This is a genomic window from Sulfurimonas crateris, assembly GCF_005217605.1.
GTDB classification, from domain to species: Bacteria; Campylobacterota; Campylobacteria; order Campylobacterales; family Sulfurimonadaceae; genus Sulfurimonas; species Sulfurimonas crateris.
In genome coordinates, this window is the sequence record NZ_SZPX01000004.1 from 15,869 (window position 1) to 30,148 (window position 14,280).

17 protein-coding genes are annotated in these 14,280 nt (G+C 41.4%); 6 read left to right on the plus strand and 11 right to left on the minus strand.

Going from position 1 to position 14,280, the window contains the following annotated elements; all coding sequences use genetic code 11:
• Nucleotides 1-57 precede the first annotated feature (57 nt).
• Nucleotides 58-960 carry a uroporphyrinogen-III synthase gene (locus tag FCU45_RS05495; RefSeq protein ID WP_137013119.1) on the plus strand — a complete coding sequence of 301 codons (903 nt, stop codon included), beginning with the start codon at nucleotides 58-60 and terminating at the stop codon, nucleotides 958-960.
• 77 nt (nucleotides 961-1,037) lie between these two features.
• Nucleotides 1,038-1,571, plus strand: coding sequence for a hypothetical protein (locus FCU45_RS05500; protein WP_137013121.1), 534 nt, complete (start codon nucleotides 1,038-1,040; stop codon nucleotides 1,569-1,571).
• Between the two features lie 35 nt (nucleotides 1,572-1,606).
• Here the strand turns inward: FCU45_RS05500 and FCU45_RS05505 are convergent, their stop codons facing one another.
• The 10 genes from FCU45_RS05505 to FCU45_RS05550 form a co-directional block, all read right to left on the minus strand.
• Nucleotides 1,607-2,032, minus strand: a complete 426-nt coding sequence (locus tag FCU45_RS05505) for an Hsp20/alpha crystallin family protein (RefSeq protein ID WP_137013123.1) — start codon at nucleotides 2,030-2,032, stop codon at nucleotides 1,607-1,609.
• A 12-nt stretch (nucleotides 2,033-2,044) separates the two neighbouring features.
• The gene (locus FCU45_RS05510; RefSeq protein ID WP_137013125.1) at nucleotides 2,045-2,491 is read right to left on the minus strand and encodes an Hsp20/alpha crystallin family protein; all 447 of its coding nucleotides are present in this window, start codon (nucleotides 2,489-2,491) and stop codon (nucleotides 2,045-2,047) included.
• A gap of 57 nt (nucleotides 2,492-2,548) precedes the next feature.
• Nucleotides 2,549-3,232, minus strand: a complete 684-nt coding sequence (locus tag FCU45_RS05515; protein WP_246032254.1) for a Crp/Fnr family transcriptional regulator — start codon at nucleotides 3,230-3,232, stop codon at nucleotides 2,549-2,551.
• A gap of 98 nt (nucleotides 3,233-3,330) precedes the next feature.
• Entirely contained in the window at nucleotides 3,331-4,092 is a 762-nt protein-coding gene (locus tag FCU45_RS05520; RefSeq protein ID WP_137013129.1) for a slipin family protein, read from the minus strand.
• Between the two features lie 3 nt (nucleotides 4,093-4,095).
• Entirely contained in the window at nucleotides 4,096-5,394 is a 1,299-nt protein-coding gene (locus tag FCU45_RS05525) for an NfeD family protein (RefSeq protein WP_137013131.1), read from the minus strand.
• Nucleotides 5,395-5,475: 81 nt separating this feature from the next.
• On the minus strand, nucleotides 5,476-6,501 hold the full coding sequence (gene amrS / locus FCU45_RS05530; RefSeq protein ID WP_137013133.1) for an AmmeMemoRadiSam system radical SAM enzyme: 1,026 nt from the start codon (nucleotides 6,499-6,501) through the stop codon (nucleotides 5,476-5,478).
• Between the two features lie 35 nt (nucleotides 6,502-6,536).
• The gene (locus FCU45_RS05535) at nucleotides 6,537-7,145 is read right to left on the minus strand and encodes a protein-L-isoaspartate O-methyltransferase family protein (RefSeq protein WP_137013135.1); all 609 of its coding nucleotides are present in this window, start codon (nucleotides 7,143-7,145) and stop codon (nucleotides 6,537-6,539) included.
• Nucleotides 7,146-7,157: 12 nt separating this feature from the next.
• Nucleotides 7,158-8,267: an alanine dehydrogenase gene (ald, locus tag FCU45_RS05540; protein ID WP_137013143.1), complete on the minus strand. Its 1,110-nt coding sequence runs from the start codon at nucleotides 8,265-8,267 to the stop codon at nucleotides 7,158-7,160.
• Between the two features lie 11 nt (nucleotides 8,268-8,278).
• Nucleotides 8,279-8,551 (minus strand): DnaJ domain-containing protein, encoded by a 273-nt coding sequence (locus FCU45_RS05545; RefSeq protein WP_137013145.1) that lies wholly within the window; start codon nucleotides 8,549-8,551, stop codon nucleotides 8,279-8,281.
• Nucleotides 8,548-9,336 (minus strand): glycerophosphodiester phosphodiesterase, encoded by a 789-nt coding sequence (locus FCU45_RS05550; protein ID WP_137013147.1) that lies wholly within the window; start codon nucleotides 9,334-9,336, stop codon nucleotides 8,548-8,550. Before FCU45_RS05550 ends, FCU45_RS05545 begins: the two co-directional genes overlap by 4 nt.
• 191 nt (nucleotides 9,337-9,527) lie before the next feature.
• On the opposite strand from FCU45_RS05550, the gene FCU45_RS05555 reads away from it, so the two are divergent.
• Together FCU45_RS05555 and FCU45_RS05560 are read left to right on the plus strand one after the other, a co-directional pair.
• Nucleotides 9,528-9,929: a DUF350 domain-containing protein gene (locus tag FCU45_RS05555; protein WP_137013149.1), complete on the plus strand. Its 402-nt coding sequence runs from the start codon at nucleotides 9,528-9,530 to the stop codon at nucleotides 9,927-9,929.
• A 175-nt stretch (nucleotides 9,930-10,104) separates the two neighbouring features.
• Nucleotides 10,105-11,376, plus strand: coding sequence for an MFS transporter (locus FCU45_RS05560; RefSeq protein ID WP_137013151.1), 1,272 nt, complete (start codon nucleotides 10,105-10,107; stop codon nucleotides 11,374-11,376).
• Here FCU45_RS05560 and FCU45_RS05565 read toward each other — a convergent pair.
• Nucleotides 11,357-12,550, minus strand: coding sequence for a lysophospholipid acyltransferase family protein (locus tag FCU45_RS05565; protein ID WP_137013153.1), 1,194 nt, complete (start codon nucleotides 12,548-12,550; stop codon nucleotides 11,357-11,359). The genes FCU45_RS05560 and FCU45_RS05565 overlap by 20 nt on opposite strands.
• A 112-nt stretch (nucleotides 12,551-12,662) precedes the next feature.
• On the opposite strand from FCU45_RS05565, the gene pgsA reads away from it, so the two are divergent.
• Together pgsA and rseP are read left to right on the plus strand one after the other, a co-directional pair.
• Complete coding sequence (gene pgsA / locus FCU45_RS05570) at nucleotides 12,663-13,214, plus strand: CDP-diacylglycerol--glycerol-3-phosphate 3-phosphatidyltransferase (RefSeq protein WP_137013155.1); 552 nt, start codon at nucleotides 12,663-12,665, stop codon at nucleotides 13,212-13,214.
• Nucleotides 13,214-14,266 carry an RIP metalloprotease RseP gene (gene rseP, locus FCU45_RS05575; RefSeq protein ID WP_137013157.1) on the plus strand — a complete coding sequence of 351 codons (1,053 nt, stop codon included), beginning with the start codon at nucleotides 13,214-13,216 and terminating at the stop codon, nucleotides 14,264-14,266. Before pgsA ends, rseP begins: the two co-directional genes overlap by 1 nt.
• Nucleotides 14,267-14,280: the final 14 nt, after the last annotated feature.

Sequence of the window (14,280 nt, forward strand, 5' to 3'; positions counted from 1 at the left end):
TTATGAGTAGATGTTTTTGAAAAAAATATTTACTCAGATGATGTTATCATCCACTCTATGAAAAACATAGAAAAACTGATCGAGCCGCTAAATCTTATCTACTATGAGTATGAAAAAAGTTCAAACTCTTTTATACTTGATAGAAACTACTCAAATGAGCATATTTTTGAGGAGCTGATAAAGATAACCTATCTGCTGAGCAAAAATAACATCAATTTTTTTGTCGATGAAAAAAAATCACTTGTATTAAATGCAAAAGACTCAATTTTTTTAAAAATAAAAAGATATATAGCATCATTTTTTGAAAATATCAAAAACAGCTCTTTAAATATCTACGTACTAAACGACAAAAATGTCAAATGGGCAAAAAATCTGCCCGTAATCAAGATAGAGACCACAAAAGTTGACTTTGACTTTTCAAAATATGATGCCATTATCTTTACATCTAAAAATGCGATCTACTCCTTAAACTCATACAATCAAGAGTGGATAAAAAAGCCCATCTACGCGATAGCGCCGCAGACCGCAAAAGTAGCAAGTAATCTTGGAGCAAAGATAAAGTTTGTAAGTAAAGAGAAGCATGGAGATGAGTTTGCAAAAGAGCTGGTTCCTCTATTAAAAAACAAAAAAGTGCTCTATATCAGAGGCTCAAAGGTCGTTACAAACCTTGTAGAGACCCTGAACTCAAACGGAGCGATCTGTGATGAAACTATTGTGTACGAAACGGTATGCGTAGAGTTTAAAAAGAAGATAAAGCTTCCAAAAAACTCCGTAATTATCTTCTCTTCACCCTCTACTATAGAGTGTTTTTTAAAAAATTCACAGTGGGATGATAGCTACAGAGCTGTCTCAATAGGTCACACTACAGAAAAATACTTTCCACCCTATATAACTCCCTATGTGTCTGAGACAACATCCCTAGACTCATGTGTCAAAAAAGCGATCGAACTTAGCCGCTAAAACTCTTCTAAGCATTTGGTTTTCATTGGATATAGAGCTGTATAATGAACGCCTACTTAATTTAAAGGGGAATTTATATGAATTCAATTATCAACGTAACAAAGGTCTCACTACTCTCTTTGGTGCTTAACACTACGCTATCTGCAGAGCCGAATCTACCTCTGCCGATACAAGACGCTATTAAAATGGAAAAACTTGCAGGTCCTGCGGGAGCGTTCGTAGCAAAAGAGAACTTTCCAAAGGATTACTTTTTAGTCACTAAAAATCTTCCGTTTCTGGTAGGAATGACGCTTTATGATCCATCCAGTTCAAACCTAGAGCTCTCACAAGAGCAGATCGATGCCATACTTAAGATAAAGACTGAGCTGATGGCGGATGCTGCACAAAAAGCTCTGGTTATTAAAAAGCTTGAACTTGAACTTATGCAAAAGGTCTCTTTTAAGCACAAAACTCCGCCGATGAGCGAGTTATATCCGAGTGTCGATGAGATAGCTAAACTAAGAGCCGAGCTTACTAAAATACATCTGGGTTGTATCGAGAAGGTAAAAGCGGTGCTCACACCTGAGCAGTTTGAAGAGATGCTCGACTACGGAGTAGTAAATATGTTCTAAAGCTACTCGCCTCTTGGCGAGAAGCTCTAAAACTGCTATTTTATAGAAATCTTTTTAGCCTTTTTAGACTCAGCTTTCTCAAGCGTGATATACAATCTTCCGTTCTCATATTTTGCATCTATACTCTCTCTGTTAATATTGTCTGAGAGTGCAAAACTTCTGCTAAACATACCAAAACTCGACTCGCAAAGATAGTAGTCATCCGCTTTTGTCTCGTTCTTATATCTTCTTTGTGCATTAATAGTTAAGTGATCGTCTTCCATCTTGATATCTATATCCTCTTTTTTAATGCCCGGAAGGTCTATCTCAATACTAAAGGTATCATCAGGATGTTTTGCCAAGTTTGCGAAAGGGAGATGACGCGCCACGTTGTCAAACGTATCTTTTACGACCTCTAAACCTTTTTCTACTTTTTCTTCGACTTTATCAGCCAGTTTCTTAGATGTTTTTACAATATCCATCATAGCATCCTGTTACTTTATCTCGATCTTTTTAGCAGAGCTCTTCTCTATCTGAAGCTTCGGGATAACGACTTCTAAAACGCCGTCTTCACACGCCGCTCTTATATTTTCGGTATCTACTTTATCAGGCAGAGTAAAACTTCTTTGAAACTTTCCGTAACTGCTCTCCACTCTGTAGTACTCCTCCTCTTTGACCTCACTCTTTGTCTCTCTTTTACCCGAAACCGTAAGAACATTGTTCTGTACGTTTATCTCAATATCCTCTTTTTTGACACCCGGCAGATCAACATCCACATGGTAAGCGTCCTTGCCTTCTCTTGTGTTTACGGCAGGCTTGAAATCTGCCAACGCACCGTCATTCACATTCTCGTCCAAAGAGCTTAAAAAATCATTGAAAAAATCAATGCCTCTTTTTCTTTTATATGCCTCTGCGGGACTTAAATATCTTGAAATTAACATAATAAACTCCTTTTTTAAAATTAGCAAAATGGTATAAAAATATTTAAAACGCTTTTGCTACTTAGGTAGCATTTTGTCAGTTTTTTCAAGAAGTTTTTGCAGATTTATAACTTTTATGTTTTTTCTCTCCGTCTGAATGATCTTCTCCTGTTTTAGCTGTTTTATGGCTCTCTCTACTACATGTCTTACGGTGCCTAAAAGTTTGGATATTTCGCTGTTTGAGAGGTTTTGAAGAAGTTTGTATTTAAAAGTGCTATGTGGGTTTATATTTTCTAGCAGCAGATGCATAAGTCTCTCTTTTACGTCATAAAGCGAAAGCTCGCTTGCCAAAGTCTCTACGTGCCTCATTTTGGCAGCCAGATATGGGAAAAAAAGCTCTTTAAATGTAGAGTTGTTCTCTATCCAGTACCTAACTTTTTCAATGGGGAGCTGAAGCAATCTGCAATCTTCGAGTACCTCATATACGACCTCGTGCGGCTTCTCATCCAAAAGAGATATAACATCGAACATATCACCTCTTTTGTAGACAAAAATAGTCTGCTCTTTGGCGTTGTCAAGATTTATCTGGTATGTCTTTACTCTGCCCTCAATAACTATATAGAAGTGCTTTAAGAAATCATCGACAGAGAACGGAGATGCCCCTTTTGCGTAACTAAGCGTCTTAGAGTAGTGATAAAACTCTGCTTCAAACTCTTTGTCAACATCATGAAGCATCTCTATATCATAAGCTCTTGTTTTCACATTTCCATCCATTACTTTTAAATAAATTATTCCTCATAGACTTATTTCATAATACCATGCATTTTTCAGAGGATAAAATGCAAAGAAGCTGTTTCAGCCTACTCTTTCAAATTCCCTTTAAAAAGCTTGCTAAAGTCAGTCGGAAATGGAAAAACAATTGTATTTGTCTTATCACTTGAGATGTCACTCATAGTTTGAAGGTAACGCAGCTGAATACCAAGATCATTTTCACTTAGCTTCTGAGCCGCTAAAAGCAGGTTTTCACTCGCTTCGACCTCTCCCTTAGCATTGATTACCTTTGCACGGCGTTCACGCTCTGCCTCCGCCTGTTTTGCGATGGCACGAACCATACTCTCATCAAGGTCGATATGCTTGATCTCTACATTTGATATTTTAATACCCCATGCATCCGTCTGCTTATCCAAGATCTCTTGAATATCGTGGTTGAGTCTTTCTCTCTCGGCAAGCATCTCATCTAGCTCATGTCCGCCTAAAACCGAACGCAGAGTAGTCTGTGCAAGCTGGCTTGTCGCATCGTAAAAATCTTCAACCTGAATAATCGCTTTTTGCGGGTCTATAACGCGAAAATAGACGACGGCGTTTACATGAACGGAGACATTATCGTGAGATATAACATCCTGTGTCGGCACGTCCAAAACGATAGTACGAAGATCTACCCTTACCATCTGCTGGATAAAAGGGATCAAAATAATAAGTCCCGGTCCTTTTATGCCCGTAAATCTACCCAGCGTAAAGACGACCGCTCTTTGATACTCTCGCAGTATGCGTATAGCCGCAGCTAAAAATATGACTAAAAAGATCACCACGTACAGTATGGTTATATTTATATCGAAAAACATTTTCTACTCCTTAATTGGTTTTGGTATAACTTTTAAGACGAGCCCAGAGAGCTCGACAACTTCGACATCTTGACCTATAGAGAGTTTACTATCGCTTACCGCACTCCAAGTCTCTCCGTGGCAGTGCACCAGATACCCATCTTCCCTGACATCAACGACTTTAGCCGCTGCTCCTATCATCTCATCTGCGCCCGAGACGACCTTAGCAGACCTTGAACTCAAAAATAATTTTATCACCAATAGAAAAAAAACGAGACTGCTCAGAGTAAAAGCGATGATCAGAGGGATGGAAACGCTTTGCCCAAGAGTGTCGGCATCAAAGAGCAAAAGTGAGCCAAAAGCAAAAGCTATAACTCCTCCTACGCCCAAGATGCCGAACCCAGCAACAAAAACCTCGGCAACCATTAAAGCGATACCAAGCAAAATAAGCAGCAGTCCCGCATAATCAAAAGGTATCATATTGAGCGCATACATGGCTATTACCCCGGAAATAACTCCTGTAACTCCAGGAAATATTGAACCAGGATTCATCAACTCAAAAAAGATGCCGTATATTGCCAAAAGAAGTAAGATGTAAGCTATATTTGGATTTGTGATCGTAGATAAAAATCGGCTTTTCCAGCTTGGCTCAAAACTCTGCAAGGTTGCATTTTTAGTATTTAGAGTTACGCTTTTACCCGATATAACAACGCTTCTGGCATCAAGTTTTTCTAATAGCTCTTCTCTATTTTGGGCGATGAGATCAATTACGCCGAACGCAACAGCATCGCTTGCGGAGATACTTTTAGCCTCCTCAACAGCCGAGAGTGCCCATGAGATATTACGGTCATTTAACTCAGCCAAACTCTTGATGTAAGCAACAGCATCATTTGTCACTTTCTTCTCCAGAGTACTCACGGCACTGCCGTTTGCGTCCGCATTTGGTGTGGGCATAAGACTTACTGGAGTTGCCGCACCAAGATTTGTTCCCGGCGACATAGCCGCAATATGCGAAGCGTAAAGAAGATAAGTACCTGCACTTGCCGCGTGAGCACCTTTTGGATAAACGTATGTAACTACAGGAATGGGGCTGTTCGTAATGCTTTGTATCATCTCCCGCATCGAGCTTGACAAGCCTCCTGGAGTATCCAACTCAATGAGTAGAATCTGAGCATTTTTCTCTTTTGCAAATATCATGCCCTCTTTTAGATACTCGCTGCTGGCAGGTCCAATGGCACCCTTTATCTCAAGCTTAACTACAAGCGAGTTGTCCGCGAAAAGAGGCAAAAATGTCAAAAGCAGAAGAAAAAATAAACGTATCATATTAACCGCCTTACTGGTTTAAAATAACGCTAAAGTATAATCAATGATAACTAAGAAGCGTTATCAAGTCAATAGATCACCTTAGCTCCATACACCTTCAAGCATATAGCCGCAATGCGGGCATCTGCCCTCTTCATCAAGATCGTTTGTCACGAACTGCCCTATATTACCGCTTCTATCGATCACTCTGTTTTTGCAGTTTGGACAGTATGTCGATTCATGATCTTCATTATCTATATTGCCGACGTAGATGTATTTCAGACCCTCCTCCTGCCCTATTTTATAAGCGCGCAGAAGCGTAGATTCAGGAGTACGGGCAACATCAAGCATCTTGTATGTAGGATGAAATGCCGAGAGATGCCACGGGATGGAGGTGTCAAGCTCCGCTATAAACTTTGCTATGCCTCTTATCTCTTCATCAGAATCATTCTTGCCCGGAATCAGAAGCGTTGTTATCTCTATCCATATCCCCTTTTCGTGGGCATACTTAACGGCTTCAAGAACAGGCTTTAGTCTTGCACCGCAGATCTCTTTGTAAAACTCATCAGAAAAGCTCTTGATATCTATATTCATACCGTCTATATATGGTGCTAGCAGGTCTATTGCCTTTCGCGTCTCATAACCGCTTGTTACATATATATTTTTCAATCCCCGCTCATGTGCGAGTTTTGCCGTATCGTAGGTGTACTCAAAGAAGACTATCGGCTCATTGTAGGTATAGGCTATGGATTTGCAGACATTATCTACTGCCGCCTCGACGATGCTCTGGGGCGGAAATTCACGGCCGACTATCTTGTGTTCATGCTCTTTTGGGTATTGCGATATATCATAGTTTTGACAAAACTTGCAGGAGAAGTTGCATCCTACCGTTCCGATAGAGAATACTCTTGTTTTTGGCAGAAAATGAAACATCGGTTTTTTCTCGACGGGATCAATATTGACAGCCGCTGCAAGCCCGTAAACAAGAAGCCTAAGCTCACCATCTTCTACACGTCTGACTCCGCATATACCGTATTCACCCTCATCAAGCTTGCACGCCTGCGCGCACGCTTGACACAACACTTTTCCGCTATCGAGTTTTTTACTTAACCATGCTATATGTGACATTTTTGACTCCTCAATTTTATTTCATAAAAAACGCCTTAGTAGATCAGCGGAACAAACGTAAATCCGTAGTGCTCTTTTACGTCAAAACCCTCCTCTTTTTTAACGATTTCAAAAACGGAATTTTGGATCGGGATAACAAGTTTTCCTCCGACCTTTAACTGTTTTACAAGCTCATGGGGAAGCTCATCCGCCGCAGCCGATACCAATATTCGGTCAAACTTCTCCCCCTCAATGCCTAGCTTATCTCCTGAGTGAACTATCTTTTCATTTTTAAAATCATACTTTTTTAGATTTTCTCTTCCAAACTCTACGAGCTCGCTTACTCTCTCAACACCGGTCACAGAGCCACTACTCCCTGCAATATACGCCAAAAGCGCGGTCGTCCAGCCTGAGCCGCTTCCTATATCTAAGATCTTGTCTCCCTCTCTTGGCGAGAGCATCTCAAGCATCATTGCCACAGTTCTCGGCTGAGATATCGTCTGTCCACGACCTATGCCAAGAGGATGATCCTCGTAGATGTCAAAAGCTCTACTATCAGCCACAAAATCGGCTCTATCGACACTTCTAAAGGCTTCTATGATCTTTTTAGTGCGAAGCGCGCCGATATCTACAAGATAATCTACCATCACACTGTTTGAATACATATCCGTCTCTCCTTACAAAAGTGACTCAAGAGCCCTGAACTCAAAATCGTGAACCTCTGCAACGGCGCGGTTTGTAAGAGCTCCCTTAAAAACATTGACTCCAAGTGCTAGGGCGGGATCATTTTTTATGGCATCTATCGCTCCCTTATCTGAGAGCTTTCTAACATAAGATATTGTTGCGTTCGAGAGCGCTACGCTTGATGTTTTGGGGTAAGCTCCGGGCATATTTGCCACGCAGTAGTGCACTACTCCCTCCTCTATAAAGGTCGGATCACTGTGTGTTGTAGGTCTTGAAACCTCGGATATACCACCCTGATCTATAGTGATATCTACAACCACGCAGCCTCTTTTCATCTCTTTTAATATCTCACGCGTTATAAACTTCGGCGTTGCCGCGCCTCCGTGAACAAGTACGGCACCTACGACCATATCAGACTCTTTTATAGCCTCTAAAAAGGCATCTTGGGAGTATAAAAGAGTTTTGACATGAGGGAGCTCTTTTTTCAACTCTTCAAGCTTTGGCGAGGTTCTATTGATGACCGTCACATCTGCACCCATTCCGTAAGCTATCTTAGCAGCGTTAAATCCGGCATTACCCGCTCCTACTACTAAAACCTTTGCACTCGGCACTCCATCAGAACCACATATCAAAACTCCCTCGCCTCCTCTGTAGCGGCTTAGATGATAAGCTCCGACAATCGGCGCCATACTCCCTGCTATCTCGCTCATCGGCTTTAAAAGCGGAAGCTCTCTGCCAAGAGCAACAGTCTCATAGGCTATAGCGCAAACTCTCTTTTGCATTAAAACTGCGGTAAGCTCTTTTGCGGGGGCTAGATGAAGATAACAAAAGAGCGTATGCTTCTCATTTAACAGCTCATACTCTGATGACTGCGGCTCTTTGACCTTTACTATCAAGGCAGCTTTTTCATAAAGCTCTTTTGCCGAAAAAACTATTTTTGCGCCGACATCCGCATATTGACTATCGCTAAAACCGCTTCCCTCTCCCGCCGCAGTCTCAATGAACACCTCATGCCCGTCACCTACTAACAAAGCAATGTTTGAAGGCGTTAGAGCGATGCGAAACTCGTCACTCTTTACCTCTTTTGGAACTCCGATAACCATACTTTTGCTCCTTAAAAATTATAAAACCAATCCTTTGATTTTCTCGAGAATGGATTTTGCGCGTAAAACTCATCTTCATCAAATGAGAATCTGTAGTTTTGTATATACTCATTTACCAGTTTATACGCCTCGTTTATCTCTTTGAACTTTTTTGCGTCACCCTCTGGCATATCAGGATGGTGTATCTTTGATAGTTTGAGGTATTTGTCTTTTAGCTCAGCTTGCGTTATGCGCGTCACAATATCCAATGTCTCAAGAGCCTTTTGCAGTTTTTCATACGTCATTTTGCATACCTTTTCAGACTCCTATCAAGCGAATCGCTAAATATATAATTAACACCCATCTCAAACAGCTCCTCCGCTCGTTTTGGGTCATTGACGGTATAGACTCCGACCAAAAAACCTGCCTCTCTTAGCATTTTAACCCTTTTTTCATCTACCGACCCATCATCCAGATTACACGCCTCAACCTGCAAATCTCCAAGATACTCTAAAAGATCATCACGAAAATTACCCTCAAAAAGAGCAGCTGTAGGCAGATCTGGGAGAATACTTTTTGTCTCTTTGAGATACTCATGCCTAAAGGAAGAGAGCAAAACACTCTCTTGCATTTCCGCATCTTCTATCTCTTTTATAACTGCATCTACGACAATTTTATCTTCAAAAAAGTTAGATATATCTTTAATCTCTACATTTATGAACATACCATTCTTTTTTATAAACTCCAGCGCGATCTTGAGCGTGAGAAGCGGCTCTTTATGAGCGCTGTTTTGCTCAAACCAGCTTCCGTAATCAAGCTTAAGAAGTTCATCATACGTAAAATCGCAAACTCTGTACGGAGCCCTGCCTTTAAAGATCTCCATCTTTGCAACATCGGTAGTTCTTTGAAGCGTATCGTCATGCATAACAACAACCACTCCGTCTTTGCTTAGCCCAGCGTCTATCTCTACAAAGTCACACCTGCCAATGCTCTTTTGAAGTGATGAAAGCGTGTTTTCTGGAGCAATAGAGCGTGCACCTCTGTGCGCGGCAACAAGTCTGTTTCTCTTTAATAGTTCTAAAAATTTCATGCACTATTCTATCATTTATTACATAAGCCGACTGCATTTTATAGGAAACGAGTTCTCTTTTAGGTAGAACGATTAAATGTACGTTTCTCTAGTTCCAACGATCTACGTGGGAATGTATAATGTCAATTGTTATTTCAATTGGCTTTGTTTCGCTATTATTCATTTTTAAAATTTAATGAACCGGAGTTCGCATGGTAGAATCGTTTTTAGCTTTTGGTCTGTTTTTTATAACAGCTGTTGCTTTGGTTGGTGTATTTTTGTATCTTTACGCCATAGTCACCCCGTATGATGACTATAAGCTCATTTTCCATGAGAACAATATGGCTGCATCTTTAACGTTTAGCGGTGCTATTATAGGCTTTTCAATTCCGCTTTACAGTGCGTTGGTAAGTTCAGTTTCTTATGGAGATTTTTTAATCTGGGGAAGCATTGCTATGTTCATTCAGCTTACTTTCGCTTTGGTATTTACAAGAATCCCCAACAAGTTTTCTCTCCAAGAGCAGATAAGCGAAGGTGTTGTCCCTGTTGGCTTGCTTATGGCATTTTTATCTGTCTCTATCGGGCTTCTAAACGCAGGCTCTATGAGTTACTAAAAGCTAGAAAGTATTCTCGTTCCCATCATCCTCGATGGGAATGCTTACTGTAAAACAGCCTGACATATACACTCCCACGCAGGAGCATGGGAGCGAGCCAAATAATACCCCGCTAAATGGAATGAATCTCCACTTTTGTGGTAAAATTGGTGCGAAATTAAAATAGGCGGCATCTATGCAGGAGAACAAAAAAACTATCTACTCGTGGGCACTTTACGACTGGGCAAACTCTGCATACGCCACAACCGTCATTGCTGGCTTTTTCCCGCTCTTTTTCAAATCATACTACAGCGCAGATGTAGCGGCTACCACAAGTACTGCCCATCTTGGATTTGCCAGCTCCATCTCTAGCCTTGTCATAGTGCTTATCGCTCCGCTTTTGGGCTCAATTGCGGATGTTTACTCTCTTAAAAAAAGATACCTTTTCCTCTTCTCATATCTAGGCATCTTGATGAGCGCAATGCTCTCGCTTGTTGGAGCCGGAGAGTGGCAGGCGGCACTTTTTATATATATTCTTGGCAATATCGGTTTTATGGGCTCAAACATATTTTATGACGGACTTTTACAATCCGTCTCAACCAAAAAAAGTGTCGATTTTGTCTCGGGACTTGGTTTTTCGCTCGGCTATCTCGGCGGAGGCGTTCTCTTTAGCATCAATGTCTGGATGTTTCAGGATTTTGAATTTTTTGGCTTTGAGGATCAAGCCACCGCCATAAAAGCATCGTTTATAAGTGTCGCGCTCTGGTGGGCGCTCTTCTCTATTCCCCTGCTTCTGTTTGTAAAAGAGGACAAAAGCACCCATATAAGCACAACCACAAAACTTAAAGATGGATATTTAAGGCTCAAAAAAACCTTCTCAAAAATAAGACAGCTAAGACATCTATCGCTCTTCTTGGTAGCCTACTGGCTCTATATAGACGGCGTAGATACCATCATCAGAATGGCGGTCGATTACGGGATGGCGCTTGGATTTGACTCATCAAACCTTATTTTGGCTCTTCTGCTCGTTCAGTTCGTAGGATTTCCCGCAACGCTTCTCTTTACTAAAATATCCGAGATCATGGGCACAAAAGGGGCAATATACCTAGCCATCGCCATCTATCTCTTTATTATTATGTGGGCAGCTACGATGATGGAGGTTTGGGAGTTTTATATGCTCGCAATTATGATAGCTCTTGTTCAAGGCGGTATTCAATCCCTTAGCCGCTCATACTACTCAAGGATGATCCCAGAGGGGTACTCCGCCGAGTTTTTCGGTTTTTACAACTTTATAGGAAAATTTGCGGCGATTTTCGGGCCTCTTCTTATCGCTCTTGTGGCACTTGTATCCCAAAACTCAAGAGTATCTATCGCCTCTATCTCTATTTTGTTTATTATAGGCGCGATCCTGCTCTACTTCGTAGATGAGAAAAAGGGAGAAAAAGAGCTCAAAGATGCTCTGACTTAGACTTTTCAAGCTCGCTCTGTATTGCTCCTCTTACTCTCTCTACTATCTCGCCCTGCTCCATAGAGTGCGGCTCAATAGGCTTTAAAAAGGTCACTCTTATTTTTCTTGGTCTTGGAAACAGCATCCCTGTTCCAAGCGCCTCGTAGCTGCCGTCTATCACAACTGGAACGATAGGCGTGTTAAACGTTTTAGAGAGCATCGCAAAGTATGGTCTAAACTCCAAAAGTTCTCTGTCTCTTGTTCTTGCTCCTTCGGGAAAAATAACGAGATTGTTCCCGCTTCTTATTGGCAGTGCGCAGTAGATCATCGTCTCTTTAAGGTTTTCGTTTGCATCTATCAAGATACTCTGTCCGTGCTTTGCAATGGGTCTTAAGAGTTTTGTGCCAAAGACCTGTTTATATGCCAGAAAAAAGGTCTTTTTTAAGATTTTATACGGCAATGCGGACTCTATCAAAAAGCCGTCAAGCATACTCTGGTGAGAGGGCGTTATGATGCAAGTTGAAGCGGGAAGATTTTCGACTCCTTTTACCTCAAGACGAAAATAGAGCCTGAAAATGGGGTAAAGAATAGTCTTGTATAGAGACATAATAAAAGGTGAGTAGACTAGCTTCTCGCTGCTTTGCTCTCTTAAGATTTCATCCCACTCCGGCTTTAGTACACCTATCTTTTTTGCATTTGCTTTTATATAACTGTAGAGTGGCTCCACTCTCATCATATTTGAGAAGATGGCTTCATCCATTTTTACCCCGAAACTCTCCTCAATAAAGACAAAAAGCTCCACATAGTTAAGCGAGTCGAGTTCAAGGTCTAGTTCAAGATGCGAAGTCGGCAATATCTCTTTGTCGGTCATGGTCGCTAAAAATGAGTTTAAAACCTTGTAGATTTCATCGTCTGGCTCATCACCTTTTGTTAAAATCTCTTCTATATTTTTCCCAAGCGGAGTGGTAAAGATCTTAAACCCGCGTATCTTTTCGCTCTCTTTTGCTTTTATGTTGTAGAGTTCGACGGCGTACCATCGCAATTCCTCTTTTATATTGATGATTTTTGCCTCTTTTAGAGCCTCAAAATCCGGGTAGATTAGTGCGAAATGGTAATGGTCGTGCTCTATTATTTCTATCTCTTTAATATAGCTTGTAAGCGAGAGAACTCTCTTTTTTATTTTTTCTAAATCCATTTTACAGATACACTCCAATATTAGCCCTATAATACCCTAGAGATAAAGAGATTGTCAAGCCTAGATTAAGAGCCAAAAGGCTAAAATACGCAATAAATTCACAAGGCTTTTTTTGTTAAATCTACCTAATATTTTGGCATCTTCGCGCATTATTTTAGCTCCTATCATGTTTTGGGTCATCCTTAATCCAGACTACTTTACGGATGCGGGTTTTCATGTCACTTGGAACTACTACTTTGCCTCACTTCTTTTTGTTTTAGCAAGCGTTACGGACTTTTTTGACGGCTACATTGCAAGGGAGTGGAACCAGATGACACTGCTTGGCGCCATCATCGACCCGCTTGCAGACAAGATGCTGACAATTGCCGCATTTATGGGACTTATGATGGTAGGAGAAGCAAGTGCTTGGGCTGTCTACATCATCATCATCCGTGAGCTTTTTATAACGGGCATCCGTACCGTTGCGGTAAGTGAGGGGTTAAGCGTAAAAGCATCATGGTCTGGTAAAGTAAAGACTGTTGTGCAGATGTTTGCCATCGGATTTTTGCTTATGCACTGGCCGCTTGGCACTGAACTTTTATGGCTTGCAGTTGCAGTTACGCTCTACTCGGGCTTTGAGTACCTCTGGGGATTTAGAGCCGCACTTTTGGGAGTTAAGAAGTAATGAGTTTTTTAGTATCTTTAATAGTAATCTCCGCTCTTATATTTTTTCACGAGCTCGGGCACTACTTTGCAGCTCGTGCAATGGGCGTTTATGTAGAGGTTTTTAGCATTGGGTTTGGGCGCAGGATCGCCTCTTTTAAGAGATGGGGAACCGAGTGGAAATTGGCGATAATCCCGCTTGGCGGATATGTAAAGATGAAGGGTCAGGATGACTCTGACCCTACAAAAAAGAGCTATGACAACGACAGCTACAATGTAAAGACACCTTCGCAAAAGATCTTCATTCTCCTAGCTGGACCGCTTGCAAACTTTGTTTTGGCATTTGTTCTCTATTTTGTCATAGCTCTTGGCGGACCAAATGTTCTCTCTCCCGTCATCGGTAATGTCGTAAAAGAGTCTCCTGCTTTTCTTGCAGGGCTAGAGACAAACGACACCGTCCGCTCTATTAACGGAACTCCTATTACTGAATGGAAAGAGATGGCAGAGATCATTGAGGCTTCTGATGGTCAGCTCAGTCTTGAGGTTGAAAGAGGCGGATATATCCACTTTATAACTCTGAGCCCAAAAATAACCCAGACTACGAATATGTTTAATGAAGTGATAGAGAAAAAGATGATCGGGATTGGGAGTGCGGGGGTTTCTCATAAGCTCGAACTTGGTGTAGGCGAGACACTCTCCTACGCGACCGAGCAGACCGCTTTCGCCTCAACTCTGATATTTACGGGGCTTAAAAAACTCATAGTCGGAGAAGTTCCAGCCAAAGAGCTTGGCGGAATAATCTCCATAGTAAAACTGACATCAGACGCAACCGATGCAGGCTGGATGAGCGTACTCTTTTTTGCGGCACTAATCTCCGTAAACCTGGGGGTTTTAAACCTGCTCCCTATCCCTGCACTTGACGGCGGGCACATAATGTTTAATCTCTATGAGCTTATCTTCAGACGTGAAGTAAACGAAGAGATTATGGTAAAATTAACAATTGCGGGCTGGGTGATACTCTTTTCACTGATGGGGCTTGGACTGTATAACGATATAAATAGACTTGTGGGGTAAAAATGAAAACCGAA

Bases quoted from the DNA above. Each gene is read 5' to 3' on its own strand.
- FCU45_RS05495 (WP_137013119.1), top strand. From the start codon at position 58: ATGAAAAACATAGAAAAACTGATCGAGCCGCTAAATCTTATCTACTAT.
- FCU45_RS05565 (WP_137013153.1), bottom strand. From the start codon at position 12,550: ATGGATTTAGAAAAAATAAAAAAGAGAGTTCTCTCGCTTACAAGCTAT.
- rseP (WP_137013157.1), top strand. From the start codon at position 13,214: ATGAGTTTTTTAGTATCTTTAATAGTAATCTCCGCTCTTATATTTTTT.
- FCU45_RS05525 (WP_137013131.1), bottom strand. From the start codon at position 5,394: ATGATACGTTTATTTTTTCTTCTGCTTTTGACATTTTTGCCTCTTTTC.
- FCU45_RS05520 (WP_137013129.1), bottom strand. From the start codon at position 4,092: ATGTTTTTCGATATAAATATAACCATACTGTACGTGGTGATCTTTTTA.
- FCU45_RS05500 (WP_137013121.1), top strand. From the start codon at position 1,038: ATGAATTCAATTATCAACGTAACAAAGGTCTCACTACTCTCTTTGGTG.
- amrS (WP_137013133.1), bottom strand. From the start codon at position 6,501: ATGTCACATATAGCATGGTTAAGTAAAAAACTCGATAGCGGAAAAGTG.
- FCU45_RS05535 (WP_137013135.1), bottom strand. From the start codon at position 7,145: ATGTATTCAAACAGTGTGATGGTAGATTATCTTGTAGATATCGGCGCG.
- FCU45_RS05555 (WP_137013149.1), top strand. From the start codon at position 9,528: ATGGTAGAATCGTTTTTAGCTTTTGGTCTGTTTTTTATAACAGCTGTT.
- FCU45_RS05505 (WP_137013123.1), bottom strand. From the start codon at position 2,032: ATGGATATTGTAAAAACATCTAAGAAACTGGCTGATAAAGTCGAAGAA.
- FCU45_RS05550 (WP_137013147.1), bottom strand. From the start codon at position 9,336: ATGAAATTTTTAGAACTATTAAAGAGAAACAGACTTGTTGCCGCGCAC.
- FCU45_RS05560 (WP_137013151.1), top strand. From the start codon at position 10,105: ATGCAGGAGAACAAAAAAACTATCTACTCGTGGGCACTTTACGACTGG.
- ald (WP_137013143.1), bottom strand. From the start codon at position 8,267: ATGGTTATCGGAGTTCCAAAAGAGGTAAAGAGTGACGAGTTTCGCATC.
- FCU45_RS05510 (WP_137013125.1), bottom strand. From the start codon at position 2,491: ATGTTAATTTCAAGATATTTAAGTCCCGCAGAGGCATATAAAAGAAAA.
- FCU45_RS05545 (WP_137013145.1), bottom strand. From the start codon at position 8,551: ATGACGTATGAAAAACTGCAAAAGGCTCTTGAGACATTGGATATTGTG.